General features: G+C 61.1%; 15 protein-coding genes. 10 read left to right on the forward strand and 5 right to left on the reverse strand.

Annotated features, from left to right (window positions below; translation table 11 throughout):
- Both ACO1XS_RS21485 and ACO1XS_RS21490 read right to left on the reverse strand, forming a co-directional pair.
- Entirely contained in the window at nucleotides 1–1,173 is a 1,173-nt protein-coding gene (locus ACO1XS_RS21485; RefSeq protein WP_331568327.1) for an L-rhamnonate dehydratase, read from the reverse strand.
- Between the two features lie 63 nt (nucleotides 1,174–1,236).
- On the reverse strand, nucleotides 1,237–2,289 hold the full coding sequence (locus tag ACO1XS_RS21490; protein WP_331568326.1) for a 4-hydroxythreonine-4-phosphate dehydrogenase PdxA: 1,053 nt from the start codon (nucleotides 2,287–2,289) through the stop codon (nucleotides 1,237–1,239).
- 174 nt (nucleotides 2,290–2,463) lie between these two features.
- Here ACO1XS_RS21490 and ACO1XS_RS21495 point away from each other — a divergent pair, with 174 nt between their 5' ends.
- The 9 genes from ACO1XS_RS21495 (at nucleotide 2,464) to ACO1XS_RS21535 (ending at nucleotide 12,626) form a co-directional block, all read left to right on the forward strand.
- Nucleotides 2,464–3,405: a LysR family transcriptional regulator gene (locus ACO1XS_RS21495; RefSeq protein ID WP_331568325.1), complete on the forward strand. Its 942-nt coding sequence runs from the start codon at nucleotides 2,464–2,466 to the stop codon at nucleotides 3,403–3,405.
- 141 nt (nucleotides 3,406–3,546) lie between these two features.
- Entirely contained in the window at nucleotides 3,547–4,650 is a 1,104-nt protein-coding gene (locus ACO1XS_RS21500; protein WP_331568324.1) for a porin, read from the forward strand.
- 27 nt (nucleotides 4,651–4,677) lie between these two features.
- Entirely contained in the window at nucleotides 4,678–6,165 is a 1,488-nt protein-coding gene (locus ACO1XS_RS21505) for a sugar ABC transporter ATP-binding protein (RefSeq protein WP_331568323.1), read from the forward strand.
- Nucleotides 6,166–6,192: 27 nt separating this feature from the next.
- The gene (locus ACO1XS_RS21510; protein WP_331568322.1) at nucleotides 6,193–7,251 is read left to right on the forward strand and encodes an ABC transporter permease; all 1,059 of its coding nucleotides are present in this window, start codon (nucleotides 6,193–6,195) and stop codon (nucleotides 7,249–7,251) included.
- A 30-nt stretch (nucleotides 7,252–7,281) separates the two neighbouring features.
- Nucleotides 7,282–8,436 carry an ABC transporter substrate-binding protein gene (locus ACO1XS_RS21515; RefSeq protein ID WP_331568321.1) on the forward strand — a complete coding sequence of 385 codons (1,155 nt, stop codon included), beginning with the start codon at nucleotides 7,282–7,284 and terminating at the stop codon, nucleotides 8,434–8,436.
- A 41-nt stretch (nucleotides 8,437–8,477) separates the two neighbouring features.
- Nucleotides 8,478–9,410, forward strand: a complete 933-nt coding sequence (locus ACO1XS_RS21520) for an SMP-30/gluconolactonase/LRE family protein (RefSeq protein WP_331568320.1) — start codon at nucleotides 8,478–8,480, stop codon at nucleotides 9,408–9,410.
- Nucleotides 9,411–9,454: 44 nt separating this feature from the next.
- A complete protein-coding gene (locus ACO1XS_RS21525; protein WP_331568319.1) occupies nucleotides 9,455–10,345 on the forward strand; it encodes a YncE family protein in 891 nt (296 codons plus the stop codon).
- Nucleotides 10,342–11,154 carry a cytochrome b561 domain-containing protein gene (locus ACO1XS_RS21530; protein ID WP_331568318.1) on the forward strand — a complete coding sequence of 271 codons (813 nt, stop codon included), beginning with the start codon at nucleotides 10,342–10,344 and terminating at the stop codon, nucleotides 11,152–11,154. The genes ACO1XS_RS21525 and ACO1XS_RS21530 overlap by 4 nt, the downstream gene beginning before the upstream one ends.
- Nucleotides 11,151–12,626 (forward strand): MFS transporter, encoded by a 1,476-nt coding sequence (locus tag ACO1XS_RS21535; RefSeq protein ID WP_331568317.1) that lies wholly within the window; start codon nucleotides 11,151–11,153, stop codon nucleotides 12,624–12,626. The genes ACO1XS_RS21530 and ACO1XS_RS21535 overlap by 4 nt, the downstream gene beginning before the upstream one ends.
- Here ACO1XS_RS21535 and ltaE read toward each other — a convergent pair.
- The 3 genes from ltaE to ACO1XS_RS21550 form a co-directional block, all read right to left on the reverse strand.
- Entirely contained in the window at nucleotides 12,521–13,585 is a 1,065-nt protein-coding gene (gene ltaE, locus ACO1XS_RS21540) for a low-specificity L-threonine aldolase (RefSeq protein WP_331568316.1), read from the reverse strand. The two genes, ACO1XS_RS21535 and ltaE, sit on opposite strands and share 106 nt — an antisense overlap.
- Nucleotides 13,582–13,845, reverse strand: a complete 264-nt coding sequence (locus tag ACO1XS_RS21545; protein ID WP_331568315.1) for a hypothetical protein — start codon at nucleotides 13,843–13,845, stop codon at nucleotides 13,582–13,584. The genes ltaE and ACO1XS_RS21545 overlap by 4 nt, the downstream gene beginning before the upstream one ends.
- Nucleotides 13,846–14,397: 552 nt before the next feature.
- Nucleotides 14,398–15,294 (reverse strand): LysR family transcriptional regulator, encoded by an 897-nt coding sequence (locus ACO1XS_RS21550; protein WP_331568314.1) that lies wholly within the window; start codon nucleotides 15,292–15,294, stop codon nucleotides 14,398–14,400.
- A gap of 141 nt (nucleotides 15,295–15,435) precedes the next feature.
- On the opposite strand from ACO1XS_RS21550, the gene ACO1XS_RS21555 reads away from it, so the two are divergent.
- Entirely contained in the window at nucleotides 15,436–16,344 is a 909-nt protein-coding gene (locus ACO1XS_RS21555) for an NAD(P)-dependent oxidoreductase (RefSeq protein WP_331568313.1), read from the forward strand.
- Nucleotides 16,345–16,423: the final 79 nt, after the last annotated feature.

The raw sequence follows: 16,423 nt of genomic DNA on the forward strand, positions 1-16,423 counted from the left end.
TCACTCCACGATCTCGAACTGATCCAGAAACTCGGTCTTCAGCGTAAGACCCAGGCCTGGCACGTCATCGCGCAGTTGCAGGAAGCCGCTTTCGGCAACCGGCTCGCCGTCGAAGATGTAGTAGAAAAGCTCGTTGCCCACCTCGACGTCGAACATCGGGAAGTACTCGCTCATCGGCGAGGCAAGCGTGCTCATCGTCAGGTGGTAGTTGTGCATTTGGCCGGCGTGCGGAACCACCGGTACGCTGTACGCTTCGCACAGCGCGTTGATCTTGTGTGCCATCGTGATGCCGCCGACACGATTGGTGTCGTACTGCACGACCGACACGGCCTTGCGATCGAGCAGCTGCTTGAAGCCGTACAGTGAGAACTCGTGCTCCCCGCCCGAGATAGGAATACTCGTCAACCGATTCAGCTCAGCGTAGCCGTCGATGTCGTCCGCGATGACGGGCTCCTCGAGCCAGCGCGGTTGGTATTGCTCGAGCTTCGGCAGAATACGCTTGGCGTATTCGACGTTCCATCCCATGTAGCACTCGAGCATCAGATCGTTGTCGTAGCCGATCACCTCACGCACGGCCTCGACCGATTTCAGATTCTCGACGACACCCTGCTGACCGTGCGCGGGCCCATAGCCGAAGCGCATCTTGAACGCGCGGAAGCCTTCGTCCAGATATTTTTGCGCCTCTTCTTGCATGGCCTTCGGGTTGGTGCGATAGAGCTTCGAGTAGTAGCAGGGGATCTTTTCCTTCGTGCGGCCGCCGAGCAACTTGAACACGGGCTTGCCGACGCTCTTGCCGAGGATGTCCCAGATCGCGATGTCGACTGCCGAAATCGCGGCCATGCCGATGCCCTTGCGCCCCCATGCGTGCGTCGCGCGGTACATGCGCTGGTTCAGATACTCGTAGTCCCACGGGTCCTGACCGATGACGAGCGGCGCGAGATACTCGTCGATGATGGCCTTCGCGACCTGCGGGGCGAGGGCCACGTTGCCGAGACCGACGATGCCGGAATCGGTCTCGACTTCGACGACCGTCCACGAGTGGAAGCGGAAGGTGCTCATCGTTTCTTGCGGCGCGTAGAGCAGGTCCATCGCGTTCGAGCAGAAATTGCCTTGAGGCGGCACGGTCTTGCCTTTCCATTTGAAAAGGCGTGCGCGCACGGATTTGATTTTCATTCGGATGTCTCGGTTGTTTCGTAATGCTTCGTCATGAGGTATCGCTACGGGGAGCGTCCGCCGTTATGCCCTGACCGCCTCGATGGATCGCCGATGCGCGGCGCCCATGCGGCACGCGATTTGGAATGCTTGCCAGGTCGCGCCCACGTCGGCGCGGCCGAGCCCGGCGATGTCGTAAGCCGTGCCGTGTGCGGGCGTCGTGATCGGCACGGGCAGTCCGCCTTGCACGGTTACCCCGCGTGAGAAGCCCATGAGCTTGATCGCGATCTGTCCTTGGTCGTGATACATCGTGACGATCGCCTGGTATTCGCCGGACTGCGCCTTCAGAAAGATGGTGTCCGCGGGGAACGGCCCATGAAACGGCGTATCGGTCGGCCACGCTCGAGCCTGCAGCTCGCGTACGGCGGGCGCGATGACGTCGATTTCCTCGCGGCCGCATACGCCGCCGTCGCCGCCGTGCGGATTGAAGGCCGCAATCGCCACCTTCGGCGATTCGACGCCGTTATCGAGCAGCGACCTGTAAATCAACTCGGAGGCTTGCACGATGCGATCGACATTCACATAGGCCGCGGCCTCTTTCAGCGGTACGTGCGAAGAAATGCGAGCGGTCCAGAGGTCGCCGAGCGTGTTGAACTCGCAAAAGTAATGCTTCACGCCCAGATACTCGGCGAAGTGGTGCAGCTCGTCCTCGTGCGTGAGCCCGCCCAGCTTCATCGCATGCTTGTTGAGCGGTGCGAAGACAATCGCGTCGACATGGCCCGCGAGCGTCGCGTCCATGCAGCGGTCCAGCACTTGCAACACTGAGCGGCCGCCGGCCGCGCGTGCTTGACCGATCACGACCTGCGCTTGCTCGACCGTATCGATCGCGATGAAGGCAGGACGTTGCGTCGATGGGCGATGGCGCGCATCGGCGAGCGAAGCGATCGGCTCGACCTCGACAGACACGTGCGCGAGCCGCTGGCCTTCCTCCCACAACCACGGGTCGCCGATCAGCACGATATTCGCGTGCATCGCCGCATCGGGCCGGGCGAGCAGCTTCGCGATCAACTCGGGACCGATGCCGGCCGGATCGCCGAGCGTCAGTGCGACGACGGGAAGCGGCGATGCGCTGCTCATGCGCTCACCTCGGCCGAATTCGTCCGATACCGGGCGGCGTGATGTTCGATGGTCATTCAGGATCTCCTTGAGTCGGCCGTTCGTCGGCCATGTCATACAGGGTTGATCCTAGGTAGACGCACCCCTTCCGTAAATTGAAAACTCTTGATGAATCGATAACCACAGGTAATCAGCTTGGGCTCCATAGATAGAAAAGACTCGACGCCGCAATTGCTGAACCGGCTGCGGATGAGACAAATCGCACTGCTGCTCGCTGTCGAGGAGTGTTCGACGCTGCGCGGCGCTGCAGCCCAGCTCGGGCTCACGCAGCCGGCGGCGACCAAAATGCTGCACGAGCTCGAAAGCGCGCTCGGACAGCGGCTCTTCGAGCGAACGGGGCGAAGTCTTCAGCTCAATCCGGCGGGCGAGCGTGTGCTCGGTTATTTCCGCGGCATTCGCGGCAGCATGGAGTCGCTCAATCGCGAGCTGGCGGAGTTGCAGCTAGGCAGCGCGGGGAGGCTCGTGATCGGCAGCATCATGGCTGCGACGCCCGGGCGTTTGACCGAGGCGCTCGTGCGGCTGAAGGCGCGCTTTCCGTTGTTGGCCATCGAAATTGCCGTGGATACGAGCGATCGGTTGATGCCGCAACTGCACGAAGGCGTGCTCGAGGTAGTGATCGGGCGAGACGCACACGAACGCAGCGAATACTTGTTTCGCACCGTAGACGACGAGTCGCTTGCCATCGTCTCGGGCGTCGACCATCCGCTGGCTCGGCGTCGTGATCTCGATTTCGCGACGCTCTCCGAGTACCCATGGATTCTGCAGCCCACCGGCAGTCCCGCGCGCGACGTCGTCGAGCGTGAGTTCGGCGAGCATCATCGTCCGATGCCGCGCGGGCTCATCGAAACCGGATCGATCCTCACCACGATGAGCTTGGTGTCGCGCTCGCAAATGCTCGGCGCGATCCCGGCTACCGTGGCCCAGGTCAATGCCGCGCATGGACTCGTGGCCGCGATCGACTACGCCTTCCGTCACAAGCTGCCGTCATACGGCAGCATCATCCGGCGCGATCGGCCGTTGAGCGCCCCGGCGCGCCACTTTCTGCAGCTTTTCCATGACGAGTCGGAAGCCGCGTAGTACGTGCGCCACACGACGTTCACACACAATCGCTTATAAACACAGGTTATCGATCGCTGAAAACTTTTGATTAGCGCGGCAACTGTCCGGCGTCCACACTTGCAAAAAATTCGATGTACCGAAAACAAGCAAGGAGACGTCATGAGAAGTGCTGCACTGCTCGCCATTCCCATTTCACTTTTCGCACCGCTGGCAATGGCGCAAAGCAGCGTCACGCTGTACGGCATCATCGACAACGGCGTGACATATGCAACGAATCAAGGAGGCGCCCACAGCTGGCAAGCCGTCAGCGGCGTAGTGGCCGGTAGCCGCTGGGGCTTCATCGGAACCGAAGACCTCGGTGGCGGCATGAAAGCCATCTTTACGCTCGAAAACGGCTTCGACGGTTTCTCCGGGCAAGCCGGGCCGGGCGGACGCGAGTTCGGACGCCAGGCATTCATGGGGCTTTCGACGCCGTATGGAACGGTGACGCTGGGCCGCCAATACGACCTCGTGGTGGACTACATCCAGCCGATTTCTTCCAACGGGCGTTGGGGTGGCTGGTATTTCTCGCATCCCGAAGACATCGATAATACGGGCAGCGGATTTCGCGTGAACAACAGTGTGAAGTTTGCCAGCGCCAATTACGGTGGCTTCACGTTCGGCGGTCTTTATAGCTTCGGCGGCGTGCCGGGCAGCTTTTCGCAAAATAGTGTGTGGAGCATCGGCGCAGGGTATGCACGCGGACCGCTTCAGCTCGCCGCCGCCTATTTGAACGTGAAGAATCCGGCTGTGGCCGTCGATGGCTACGTCAATACGCCGACCTTCACGAACGTCATCTACGGCAACTATCTCGCTCAGGCATCGAGCCAACGCGTGGCCGCGCTGGCAGGCTCATACGCGTTCGGCAATCTCAAGGCATTGCTCAATCTTTCGCATACTGTCTTCGCAGCGGGCGATGCCGGGCACAACGTCGCATTCGACAATGTGGAAGCTGGTGCGAGTTATCAATTCACCCCGGCGTTCTTTCTCTCCGGCTCCTATGATTTTCTTGCCGGGAAGGACGATGCGAACGGAGCCCGGCCGAAGTATCACCAGCTCGATCTGATTGCCGACTATTTTCTCTCCAAACGCACCGATACCTACGTGATGGCGGTCTATCAGCACGCCGCCGGCGATGCGACGCAAGCGCAGATCACAGGGTTCGACGCGTCGAGTGGCGCAAATCAACTTGGCGTGCGAATGGGCCTGCGTCATACGTTCTAGACGCGGGTCCAACACGAGGAGACATGGATGTCATCGCTACTGTCCTTCAACAACGTGACGAAGCGCTTCGGCGGCACGCTCGCCGTCGACAACGTCAGTCTCGATATCGATGCGGGATCGGTGGTCGCCCTGCTCGGAGAGAACGGCGCGGGCAAATCGACGCTGATCAAACTACTCGCCGGTGTCTATTCGATCGATTCGGGATCGATCACGTTTCGCGGTGCGCCGCTCACGGGCGAACGATCGCGTGAGTCCCTCGCATTCATCCATCAGGACCTCGGTCTGATCGACTGGATGAGCGCGGCGGAGAACGTCGCGTTTGGCTGCGGCTTCGCCCGACGCGGGGGGCTCATCGACTGGCGCGCCGTGCGAAGCCGTGCCGTGGAAGCGCTCGAGTCGGTCGACGCGGATATCGATCCCGACACGCCGGTCAGCGAACTCACACGAACCGAAAAATCGTTGCTTGCGATCGCGCGGGCTTTGGCCACGGACGCCCGCTTGATCGTCCTGGACGAGCCGACGGCCAGCCTGCCGCAGGACGACGTCGAGCGTCTGTTCACCGTGCTCTCGTCGCTGCGCGAACGGGGCGTCGGGATGATCTATGTCTCGCATCGCCTCGATGAGATCTTCCGAATCGCCGATCGCGTGGCGGTGATGCGCGATGGCCGGCTCGTCGGACAGAAGCGTATCGAGGAGACGAGCCCCGAAGATCTCGTCGGCATGATCGTCGGGCGCAAGCCGCAACCGATCCATGTGCCCCAGATCCGAGGCCGCAAGGACGTCGTTCTCGCACTGCGCGATGCCGTGTTCTGCGACGTGGGGCCCGTTTCGCTCGAGCTTGCCGCGGGCGAGATCGTTGCGCTCGCAGGCTTGCGTGGGGCCGGGCAGGACACGGTGGGCCGCGCGCTCTTTGGACAGGCATCGTTGGACGCCGGCCGAATCGAGCTTTGCGGTGCAACGCTCGACGTTCGGAGTCCCCGGCATGCGATGCGGCAAGGGATCGGGTTCGTTGCCGGCGACCGAACCGGCGAGTCGCTCGCGATGCCGCTCTCGGTGTGCGAAAACTTGTTTCTCAATCCACTCGCGATAGGGCGTGGCTTCTTCCAATTGAAGAGCGCACGTCATGAGCATCAACAGGCATTCGTCTTGACGTCGCAATTCGGCGTGCGTCCGAACGACCCGAGCAAAGCCATCGAAAATCTCAGCGGCGGTAATCAGCAAAAAGTCGTCATGGCGCGCTGGCTGCAAATTGCAACCAAACTGCTGATTCTCGAGGAGCCGACGGCGGGCGTCGATGTGGGGGCGAGAGCGGACATCTACGCGCTCGTGAACCAGGCGCTCGAACGCGGTGTGGCCGTCTTGCTCGTTTCGACCGATTTCGAGGAAGTGGCGAACATCGCGCACCGCGCCTTGATATTCAACCGGGGGCGCGTGATCGACAGCGTCCCGCGTGCCGAGTTGACGATCGAAACGCTGCTGCAGCGTGCGTCCGCCAACGAATGCGCGGTCGGCTGATCGATTTGAAAATTGAAAGGACTCATCATGATTTCCATCCCGCAAACCAAGGATAAATCGTCACCTCGTGCGATTTCGCACGGCCTCTCGACGATCCTGCCCGTGTATGGCCTGCCGATCCTGATGGTGGCGTTGATCGTGCTGTTTTCGATCGTCCTGCCCGATACGTTTCCGACGCGGATGAATCTGAACTCGATTCTGTCGGACAAGGCCATCATTGCGATGCTTGCGTTGGCCGCGATGATTCCGATGTTGACCAACAAAATCGATTTGACGGTTGGCTACGGCATCGTGCTCTGGCACATCTTGACCATCACCTTGCAAACGCGGTTTGGCCTGGCGTGGCCCGTGGCGGTCGGGGTCGTCTTGCTGCTCGGGCTTGGGTTTGGTCTGCTCAACGGGCTGCTCGTGGAGATGGCGAAGATCGATTCGTTCATCGCAACGCTCGGTAGCGGCACGATCGTCTACGCCATTGCGCTGTGGCACACCGGCGGGCGGCAGGTAGTCGGCACGTTGCCGGACGCCTTTTATCGGATCAACGGCGCGGTGCTGTTGGGGCTGCCTATCTCGATGTGGTACGTGATCGCGATCGCTCTGCTGCTGTGGGTCGCCACCGAATATCTTCCCGTCGGGCGATTCCTTTATGCGATCGGTGCCAATCCGCGTGCGGCCGGGCTCAATGGGATTCCTGTGCGCCGCTATGTCATCGGTGCATTCATGTCGTCGGGATTGTTGACGGCCTTTGCCGGTGTCGTGCTCGCATCGAAGCTCGGAATCGGACAAGCAAGCGTCGGCCTCGAATATCTGCTGCCGGCACTCGTCGGCGCATTTCTGGGTTCGACGACGATCCGCCCCGGCCGCGTGAACGTGTGGGGCACGCTCGTTGGCGTGGGCGTCCTGGCGGTAGGCATCTCGGGCATCCAGCAATTGGGCGGCGCATTTTTTGTCGAGCCGCTTTTCAACGGCGTGACGCTATTGGTTGCCATCGGCATCGCCGGTTATGGCGCCCGCCGACGCTCGCAGGCGCCGAAACGCGCTGCATCGAGGACAGCCTCGAACGCGGCCCCTACCGTCAAGCAGAACTGAAGCTCGCGGCATGACGTGGAAAGTCCAACAATGAACAGCAACGGAGACATGACGATGAAGTGCGTGCAGTCGATTCACAAGCCCCTCAACTTGATCGCGGCTGCTGTCGCGGTGCTTGCTTGCTTCACCGTGGCGACACGAGCGATGGCGGCCGACGATTATCTCGCCACGGCGCAAAAGGTCGTCGATGCAGCCGTTCAACCGTCGCCGGCCTGGGACGGCCCGACGACCGGGCCGAAGGCGCAGCCCGACAGGACCATCGTCTACGTGGCGTCCGATCTTCGCAACGGCGGGGTACTGGGTGTGAGCGACGGCGTGGCGCAGGCCGCTCACGTGATCGGCTGGAAAGTGCGCATCCTCGATGGGCAGGGCACGGTCTCCGGGCGCACGGCCGCCATGAATCAGGCGATGGCGCTCAATCCCGCCGGCATCATTGTTGGCGGCTTCGATCCAGCCGAGCAAGCGGTCGTCATTCAGAAGGCCCGCGGCTTGAAGATTCCAGTCGTAGGCTGGCATGCGGGGCCCAAGGCGGGCCCGGACCCGGCGACCGGCCTTTTCACGAACGTCAGTACAGATCCGATCGCGGTTGCGAAGGTGGCAGCCGACTATGCCGTGGTCAAGTCGAACGGCACCGCGGGCGTCGTTGTCTTCACCGATTCGCTGTACAAGGTGGCGGTCGCCAAATCGACCGCGATGGCGAACGTCATCAAGCAATGCAAAGGCTGCGCGCTGCTGGCGGTCGAGGACACCCCGCTTTCGGAGACGTCGACGCGCATTCCGCAACTGTCGACTGCGCTGCTGCAACGCTACGGTGCCAAGTGGACGTATTCGCTCGGAATTAACGACCTCTACTTCGATTTCATGGGGCCCTCGCTTTCGAGCGCGGGCGAAAAGCCGGCCGGCCCGCCGTTCAATGTATCGGCCGGCGACGGTAGTCAATCCGCCTACCAGCGCATTCGCGGCGACCGTTATCAGGTGGGCACGATTCCCGAGCCGCTGATGCTCCACGGTTGGCAACTCGTCGACGAGTTGAACCGTGCATTCGCCGGCGCGCAGCCGAGCGGCTACAGCACGCCGGTGCATCTCGTGACACGGGAAAACATCGCTTCCGACGTCAAGTCGAACAACATCTACGACCCGGCCAACCATTATCGCGATGCGTACCGTCGGATCTGGGGAAAATAACGGCGCGGGCTATTCAGATGTGCAACGAGAGTTCAAAAGAGATGGATGCGATCGAGACGGAAATCACCGTGTATGACGCGCGGGCCAGCTCGCTCTTTGCCCCGGGCGCGATGCTCGAGCGTTTGTGCACGGGCGCGATATGGGGCGAGGGGCCCGTTTGGATCGATGAGGACGCCGCGCTGCTGTGGAGCGACATTCCCAACAATCGGATGCTGCGCTGGTCCGAACGCGACGGAATGACGGTTTGGCGTGAAGGCGTTGAATTCACGAACGGACATACTCGCGAGCGCGACGGCTCCATCCTTCATTGTTCGCACGGGCAGCGAGCCATTGTCCGAACGCGTATGCGTGATGGCGTGCCGTTCGCGGAGGACGAGATCGTGGTCGATCGTTTCGAGGGTAAGCGCCTGAACTCGCCGAACGACATCATCGTTAAACGTGACGACACGATCTGGTTCACCGATCCGCCGTATGGCATCGTGTCCGATCACGAGGGCCATGTCGCTGAATCCGAACTCGGCGACAACTATGTTTTCCGATACGATCCGCGCACACGGACGCTCTCCGTCGTATCCGATTTCATCGAAGAGCCGAACGGCCTTGCGTTCTCGCCGGACGAGTCGGTGCTTTACGTATCGGACACCTCGGCGGCGTTGCGCAGGGACGGTAGCGGCAATCATCACATCGTCGCGTTCGATGTCGTGGCAGGGCGCGAGTTGGTCAATCCACGCATCTTCGCGGTGGTGAGTCCAGGCCTTGCCGATGGCTTCCGCGTCGATCGCCAGGGCTGGGTTTTTACGAGCAGCGAGGATAGTGTGCAGATCTATCATCCTGACGGGACGCGCCTGGCGCGGATCGGCGTGCCCGAGAAAGTCGCCAACGTCACCTTCGGCGGGCCGCACGGCAACGCGCTCTATATCTGCGCATCGACATCCCTTTATCGCATTCGGCTTAATACGAGAGGTGCAACGTGAGCGACGGCGGCACGCTTTTGCTTGTGGAAAAATGCAGTCATTGCGTGAGTTGGTACGAGATCGAATCGGGAAAACGCCTGCATAGCGTCGCGTTGCCTTCGTATCCGCACGAGTTCGTGACGGACCGGGCAAATCGAAACGCGTGGGTCGGGCACTACGGTGTCGAGACATCCGGCCACACAGGCCCGGGCGGTCATTCGCTGTTGCAGATCGACATCGAAGCCGGCGCGCTGACGCGAACGATCGACCTTGCGCCGTACAACCGGATTCATGGCTTGCAGATGGATGAGCGCGACCGTCTGTATGCGCTGAGCGAGGAGAAAGCCACGTTGCTCGTGCTCGATCGGCCATTGACCGACGAGGCGCCACGGCGAGCCGTGCCCTCCGGCGGTATCAAGAGTCACCTGTTCGCGTTGACTAAAGACGGCGCCACCGCTTACTGCATGAATTTGCTTTCGCATACGGTAACGAAGGTCAAGCCGTGGGACCCGTTGGCCGTGCCGCTGGCTTGCCACCCAGGCGATAAGCCCGAAGGGTATTGTTTGAGCGGCGACGAGCGCACGCTATTCGTCAGCAATCGTTGGAGCCAAACGCTGACGGCGATCGATACGGAAGCGATGCAAGTGCGGCAGCGCAGTGCATCCCGCGACGATCCCACACGTATCTATCGCTGGGACGACGAGATGCTGATCGTGACCAACTACGGCGAGCGGAGCTTGTCGCTCGTCGATCCTGCCACGCTTGCCGAAATCGACCACATTCCCATGCCGGCGCGAGCGATTGCGCTGTCGTTCGATCGCGAGCGCGGTCTGGCATTCGTCTCGCAGGATGACGATCGCGTCGGCATTTTCGACGTTCGGACGCGACGGTTCGAAAGTTATATCGCTACGCAGCGCGAGCCGGATGTTTCGAAGGTCATTCGGTCCGCCGAATGAGCGCCGATCTCGTAACGTGGCTGCTGACGCCGATATCGGGGCGCATGGATCACGAACTTCCCGCGTGGACCGCATGGCACGGCAGGGCGATGGTGGCCGCGTGGGCGATTCTGTTGCCGCTTGGCGTGCTGGTGGCCCGCTATTTCAAGGTGATGCCGCGACAAGCCTGGCCGGACGAGCTCGACAACAAAACGTGGTGGCACTGGCATCGCATCTTGCAGACGGCAGGGGTGCTGTCGATGACGTTGGGGTGCTCGCTTGCATTGGGCCGTGCGCATGACACAAGTGCGCTGGCGCAGTGTCATCGATGGTTCGGATGGGCGGTGATGGCGAGCGGATGGGTCCAGGTGTTGGGTGGGGTGTGGCGGGGTAGCAAGGGTGGTGGCACCACTGCAATCGGGCTTGGCGCTTCGAGTGAGGATGCGATGCGCGGCGATCACTACGACATGACGGCGCGACGATATCGGTTCGAGTACGTACACAAGGTTGTCGGGACCGCCGCGATTCTCTTGGCGGTCGTCGTAATCGGGATGGGTTTGAAGCTTGCGGACGCGCCGCGGTGGATGGTGGCCGTACTCACCGTCTGGTGGCTTGCGCTCATATCGGTTGCGGGGCACTTACAGCGCACGGGGCGCTGCATCGATACCTATCAAGCCATCTGGGGTCCCGATCCCATTCACCCTGGCAACCGGATGCGCGTGATCGGCTGGGGCGTGCGTCGCCACTCACGGGAAAGCTGGAAGCGGCGCATGGGCGGAACCGAATATGTGCAATCAATTGAAGACAAACAGGATCGGAGACAGTCATGAACGAAAGAGTTGAGCCGATGACACAAGCATCCGGGCGGGCACGCCGCCGGGTGCGCGCGCATTGGAGCTCCTGGGCAATGCTTTGGATTACGACGTTGGCGGTCCTGATGATCTCGATCGACGGCCAGATCATGCCGGCCGTATTGCCGTCGATCAAGTTTGCCTATGGCCTGTCGAACGTTCAGGCCGGATTCATCAATACGATTTTCGCGTTTGCCTCGATGATCGGCGCCGTGGGCTTCGGTGTGGCGTCCGATCTGATCGGCAGCGGATATCGGCGCGGCTATACGTGGATCGTCGCCTATGCCTTGGCCGTGGTGGGTGGGCTGCTGACGGCGCTGCTGTCAGGGAGCCTTGGATGGTTTCAACTGCTGCGCGTACCGATGGGTCTGAGCCGAGGCGGCGCCGAGCCGGTCAACGTGGCACTCGTTAGCGACTGGTGGCAAAAGGAGAACCGCGGCTTCGCCGTGGGCGTTCACCACACGGGTTTTCCGATCGGCCAATTCCTTTCCGGCGTGTTGATCGCTATCGTCCTGCGTTACGGACAATGGACCGATGCCTTCGCGCTCATTCCGCTGATCGGCGTCGTGATCATCGTGGCGCAATTGGTCGTCGGCACCCGACGCAATCAGGAAATGGCGTTCGAATGGATGCGCGCGAATGATTTGACGACGCCCACCGCTGCGGTGGGTGAAAGAGGGGATTTCCGGCGGCCGATGGGCGCGATCAAGGCGGCGTTTCGCCAGCGCAATACGGGATTGGCGATCGCTTCGATCTTTCTGTTTCTGGTCGCCGAGCTGGGCATCGTCCTGTTCTTGACGTCGTATTTGATCGAGGTGGCCCATATGACGGTTTCGGCGGCGGCCCTCGTATCCGGCGTGTCGGGGTTGACGGGATGGGTGGGACAGGTCGTGTGGGGGACGCTTTCGGACTCGCTGGGAAGAAAGCGAACGCTGATCGTGTTGGCGATTTGCTGTGCGATTTCCACACTGATGCTGTTGCGCATCGACTCCCTCGCCAGTGCGTGGATCGTCCTTCTCATTTGGGGATTGTTCCGCAATGCGCCATTTCCGGTTGCGTACGCGATGGTCATCGATTCGGCGGAGCGGGCGGCCGGCGCGGGAATGGGGCTGATGATCGGGATCGCGTTCGGGGTCGCCGGTATGGTCGTTTCGCCGCTCTCAGGCTACATCATTGGACATGCGGGGTGGACCGTGCATTACGGCAGTCTTGCCGTAATCTGTCTGCTTGCCATCGTGCCGCTGCTGTTTGTGCGGAACAGTGGGGCCGGATGTGCTGAAGCCGTATCGGATGGAAGCGTTCCATCGCTCTTTTTGCGCCGTGAGCCGGACGTTCTGGCTGAACATCAGAACGATGCCGCGGCCTTTATCGCGCGTTCGACATCCGTCCGACTCACATCGAGGTGCGTGACCCAGCGTATGCGGCGCATGGCGCCTTCCTCGCCGCGATAAACGCCGCTTTTCACCTTGACGTCGCTCGCGTCGAGGTGGGCGAAGAAATCGCTGGCGATATGGGGATCGATATCGGTGAAAAGGATGTTGGTTTGCGCCGGATGGGCAGTGAAGCGGCCGCGCAGTCTGACATTGCCCTCGGCGGCCTCGGCCAGGCCACGCGACAGCATGGCTGCATTGGCATGGTCGTCAGCGAGGCGGTGCACGTTGTGCCGCAGGGCATACAATCCCGCTGCCGCCAGCACCCCGGCCTGACGCATGGACCCGCCCAGCATCTTGCGCACGCGGCTCGCCTGGCGGATGAAGTCTTGCGAACCCAGCAGCAGTGACCCCACCGGCGCACCCAGCCCTTTCGAGAGGCAAAGCGATACCGAATCGAAACCGTCGCAGAGCTCCCGCGCACGCTGCAGCGGATCGCCGCCGTCGCAGAGCGCGACGGCGGCATTGCAGAGACGCGCGCCATCGATGTGCGAGCGCAATCCGTGGCGCTTCGCCAGGGCAGCAACGTCGTGCATGTATTCCAAGGACAGCACCTTGCCGCCAAAAGTGTTTTCGGTTACGACTAGGCGGGTGCGGGCGAAGTGAGGGTCGTCGGGCTTGATGGCGGCTTCGATGTCGTGCAGGGCGATGGTGCCGTCGGGCTGGTGCTCCAGCGGCTGCGGTTGAATGGAGCCGAGCACCGCCATACCGCCTGCTTCCCAGCGGTTGGTATGCCACTGTTGGCCGACGATGGCTTCTTCGCCGCGCTGGCAATGCGTCATCATCGCGATAAGATTGGTCTGCGTGCCGCTCGGTGCGAAAAGTGCGGCCTCGAAGCCGAGCATGGCGGCAGCGGTTTCCTGCAGGAGGTTGACAGTGGGGTCTTCCCCCACGACGTCGTCCCCCAGTGGCGCTTCCATCATCATCTGCTTCATGGCAGGCGTGGGCTGGGTGACGGTGTCACTGCGAAAGTCGCTCATGGTGTCGTTAATGCGTGATCGATAGAGAAAATGCGGCGATGGAAGCGGCCGACGGTGTCCTGGTCCAGCGTAAGCGGGTACTCGCGGGAATCGGTGTCGAGGCTGACGACCTCGCCGTTAGTGGTGCTATCGGGGCGCATGAGGGCGGCCGTGTCGCAGCCGCGCTCCGCGAAGCAAGCCGTCTCGTCGAGCGCGCTGGTGAAGTCGTCGGTGATGATGCGGATGCGCATGGCGATCCCGTCGTATCGTTGGTTCGTCAATTCTGGCGGTTTCCACCGGATTTTTTAAGAACCAATATCGAATCAATTTGGCTCATTTATGGTTGCGAACCGTTCATCCAGGCAGTCGCTGCCGGCGCTGGTCGCCCTGGAACTGAACCGATCCGGGAGGGTGCCGGTTTTCCGGCAGATTGGACGGCAACTGCGCGAAAGAATCGCTAGCCGTGCGTTGCTGGCGGCGTTTCGGCTCCCGAGCTCGCGTTGCGGCGCGCTCAGATCGAGCCGTCCTGTCAATCATTTGCTGAAATTGTAGAGGGTAGAAGTCCGGTTGCCGCGACACTGGGTGATGCGGTTTCCGCACCTAAGACGTACTCTTGGACGCAGAGCTACGACGACGTCAGTGCTGACGACTTGGTCAAATAGTTTGGGAACGTAATCACAAGTGCGCCGGCTCAAGCCGCGTTGCCGGATCTGCGTGAGTTTGTCCTTGAGCAGTACGTGGCGCTCTATGCGACGAACCATGCGGTCGGCACTTCTCGCGCGACGACGTCGAACGGCGCGACGAGCGCATCGTCGGTAGCTGCTTCGTCTGATTCATGGTCGGGTCGCTTGAACGTTGACTATGAATTCCCGAAGCCACTTGTTTGCAGGATCGCGATGATACCGATCATGCCAGTAAAGGCCGATTTCAAATCCCGGTAATTGGAACGGGATAGGCTTGATGGTCAGCGCAAAGTGCGTCGCGAGCGTCTCGGCTAGAACGGCGGGCGCGCACCACAAGAGGTCCGATGAAATGACGAAGTGGGGTGCGGAAAGGTACTGCGGCAGCCGCACCTTGATTTGATGCCGGGCGCCCGCTTCGATCAACGCCTTTTCGAGAACCTTATGGCCGCTGCCGGAATACTCTACGAGCAAATGTTCCTGTTCCCTGAAGCGCTCCAGGGTAAGTTCCGATTCTGCCAAAGGATGCTGTTTCCGCATGACGCAGACGTAATGCTGCTGCATGAGCTTCCGACGATGAATGCCGGCTTCGAGCGATGGAAGAAAGCCGAGCGCGAAATCTATCCGGCCACTAGCAAGTCCACCTAGCGTTTCATCCATGGGTACGAACACCGTCCGTAGCTTGATGTGCGGCGCTTCCTCCTGCAACTTCTCCATAAGGGGAGGGAGATTCACAATCTCTCCGATATCGCGCGTGCGCACGGTGAACATGCGCCGAGAGGAGGCCGGATCGAAAACGCTTTTCTCCGCGGAGGTTTTTCGAATCATGGTCAGCGCATCGAGCAACTGTTGCGCGATGGCGCTCGCATAGGGTGTCGGCTCCATACGGCGACTGACCAGCGTGAACATCTTATCGCCTTCCTGATCCCGCAACCGCTTCAGGGCGCTGCTGATCGCGGCTTGTGTCAGGCCGAGCCGCTCCGCCGCCGCGGTGACGGATCTGTCGCACCAGAGCGCTTCGAAAACATACAGTAAGTTGAGGTCTTTCATCAGTTCACGAGTCCACGACACCTACGCCCACGGATTGCCGACCAGAAGTATCAATTTCATTGATACATTGCTTTAACGAATCGGCGTAGTTTAATGCCGGCATGATCATTAGACTGCTGGGAACAACCATGAGGAGGCGCAGTGGACACCCCAGACAGAGTCATCGGCATGATCGGCATCGGCCAGCTCGGACTACCGATCGCGACCAATCTGATTCAGGCAGGATTCCAGGTTGTCGGTTATCGCCGGACCGACCGAGAGGCATTCGTCGCGTGCGGCGGCCGGGCGCTCGACAACGCCGCCGATGTGACAAGGCAAGCCGACGTGCTTCTGCTTTGCCTACCGAGCGAAGCTGCGCTCCTCGACGTCCTGCAGGGCGCTGACGGCGTGCTCGATGCAATTCGGCCTGGGCTTGTCGTCGTCGAGCTCGCTACGTATCGCAAAGCGTTCAAGATCGACCAGGCGAAGCGCATTCAGGAACGTGGCGCATGTGTGCTTGAGGCGGAGGTCAGCGGTTCGCCCCCGATGGTCTCGCAGCACAGAGCGTCTCTCTACCTTGGCGGCTCCGCTGAACTCATCAAGCAATGCAAACCTGTTCTCGATGCGATCACCGCCAACCAGTTTCACATTGGCGAGTACGGTTCGGCTGTCGCGATGAAGCTAATCGCCAATTATTTGGTCGCGATCCATACGCTTGCTTGCGCCGAGGCGATGAACCTGGGAGCCCGCCTCGGCTTCGACCCAGGTACGCTCGCCGAGGTCGTCAAGCACGGCGCGGGTGGTTCCACGATGTTCGCAATACGTGCTCCCATGATGGCCGCGCGTGCTTTCCGACCCGCGCCCGGGACCATCGGCACCTTGGAAAAATACTTGCTGATGGGGCGGCAACTCGTCGATGAAGCCGGCGCCGCTTCTCCTTTGTTTTCGACAGCGGCGCCGTACTTCCTTCGTGCGATCGAAAACGGCATGGCTGAAGAAGACATTGCGGCGGTCATCAAGCTATTGGAGTCGGAATCGCGCCCTGAACGATCGCAAGCCATCCAACCGTGACTGTCGAACAATGCATATCGTCCAAAGGCAAACGGTGCATAGGTTATTTACAGAGGGCTTCTCTCGTCAAGACTGGAGA

The organism is Trinickia sp., assembly GCF_057351765.1.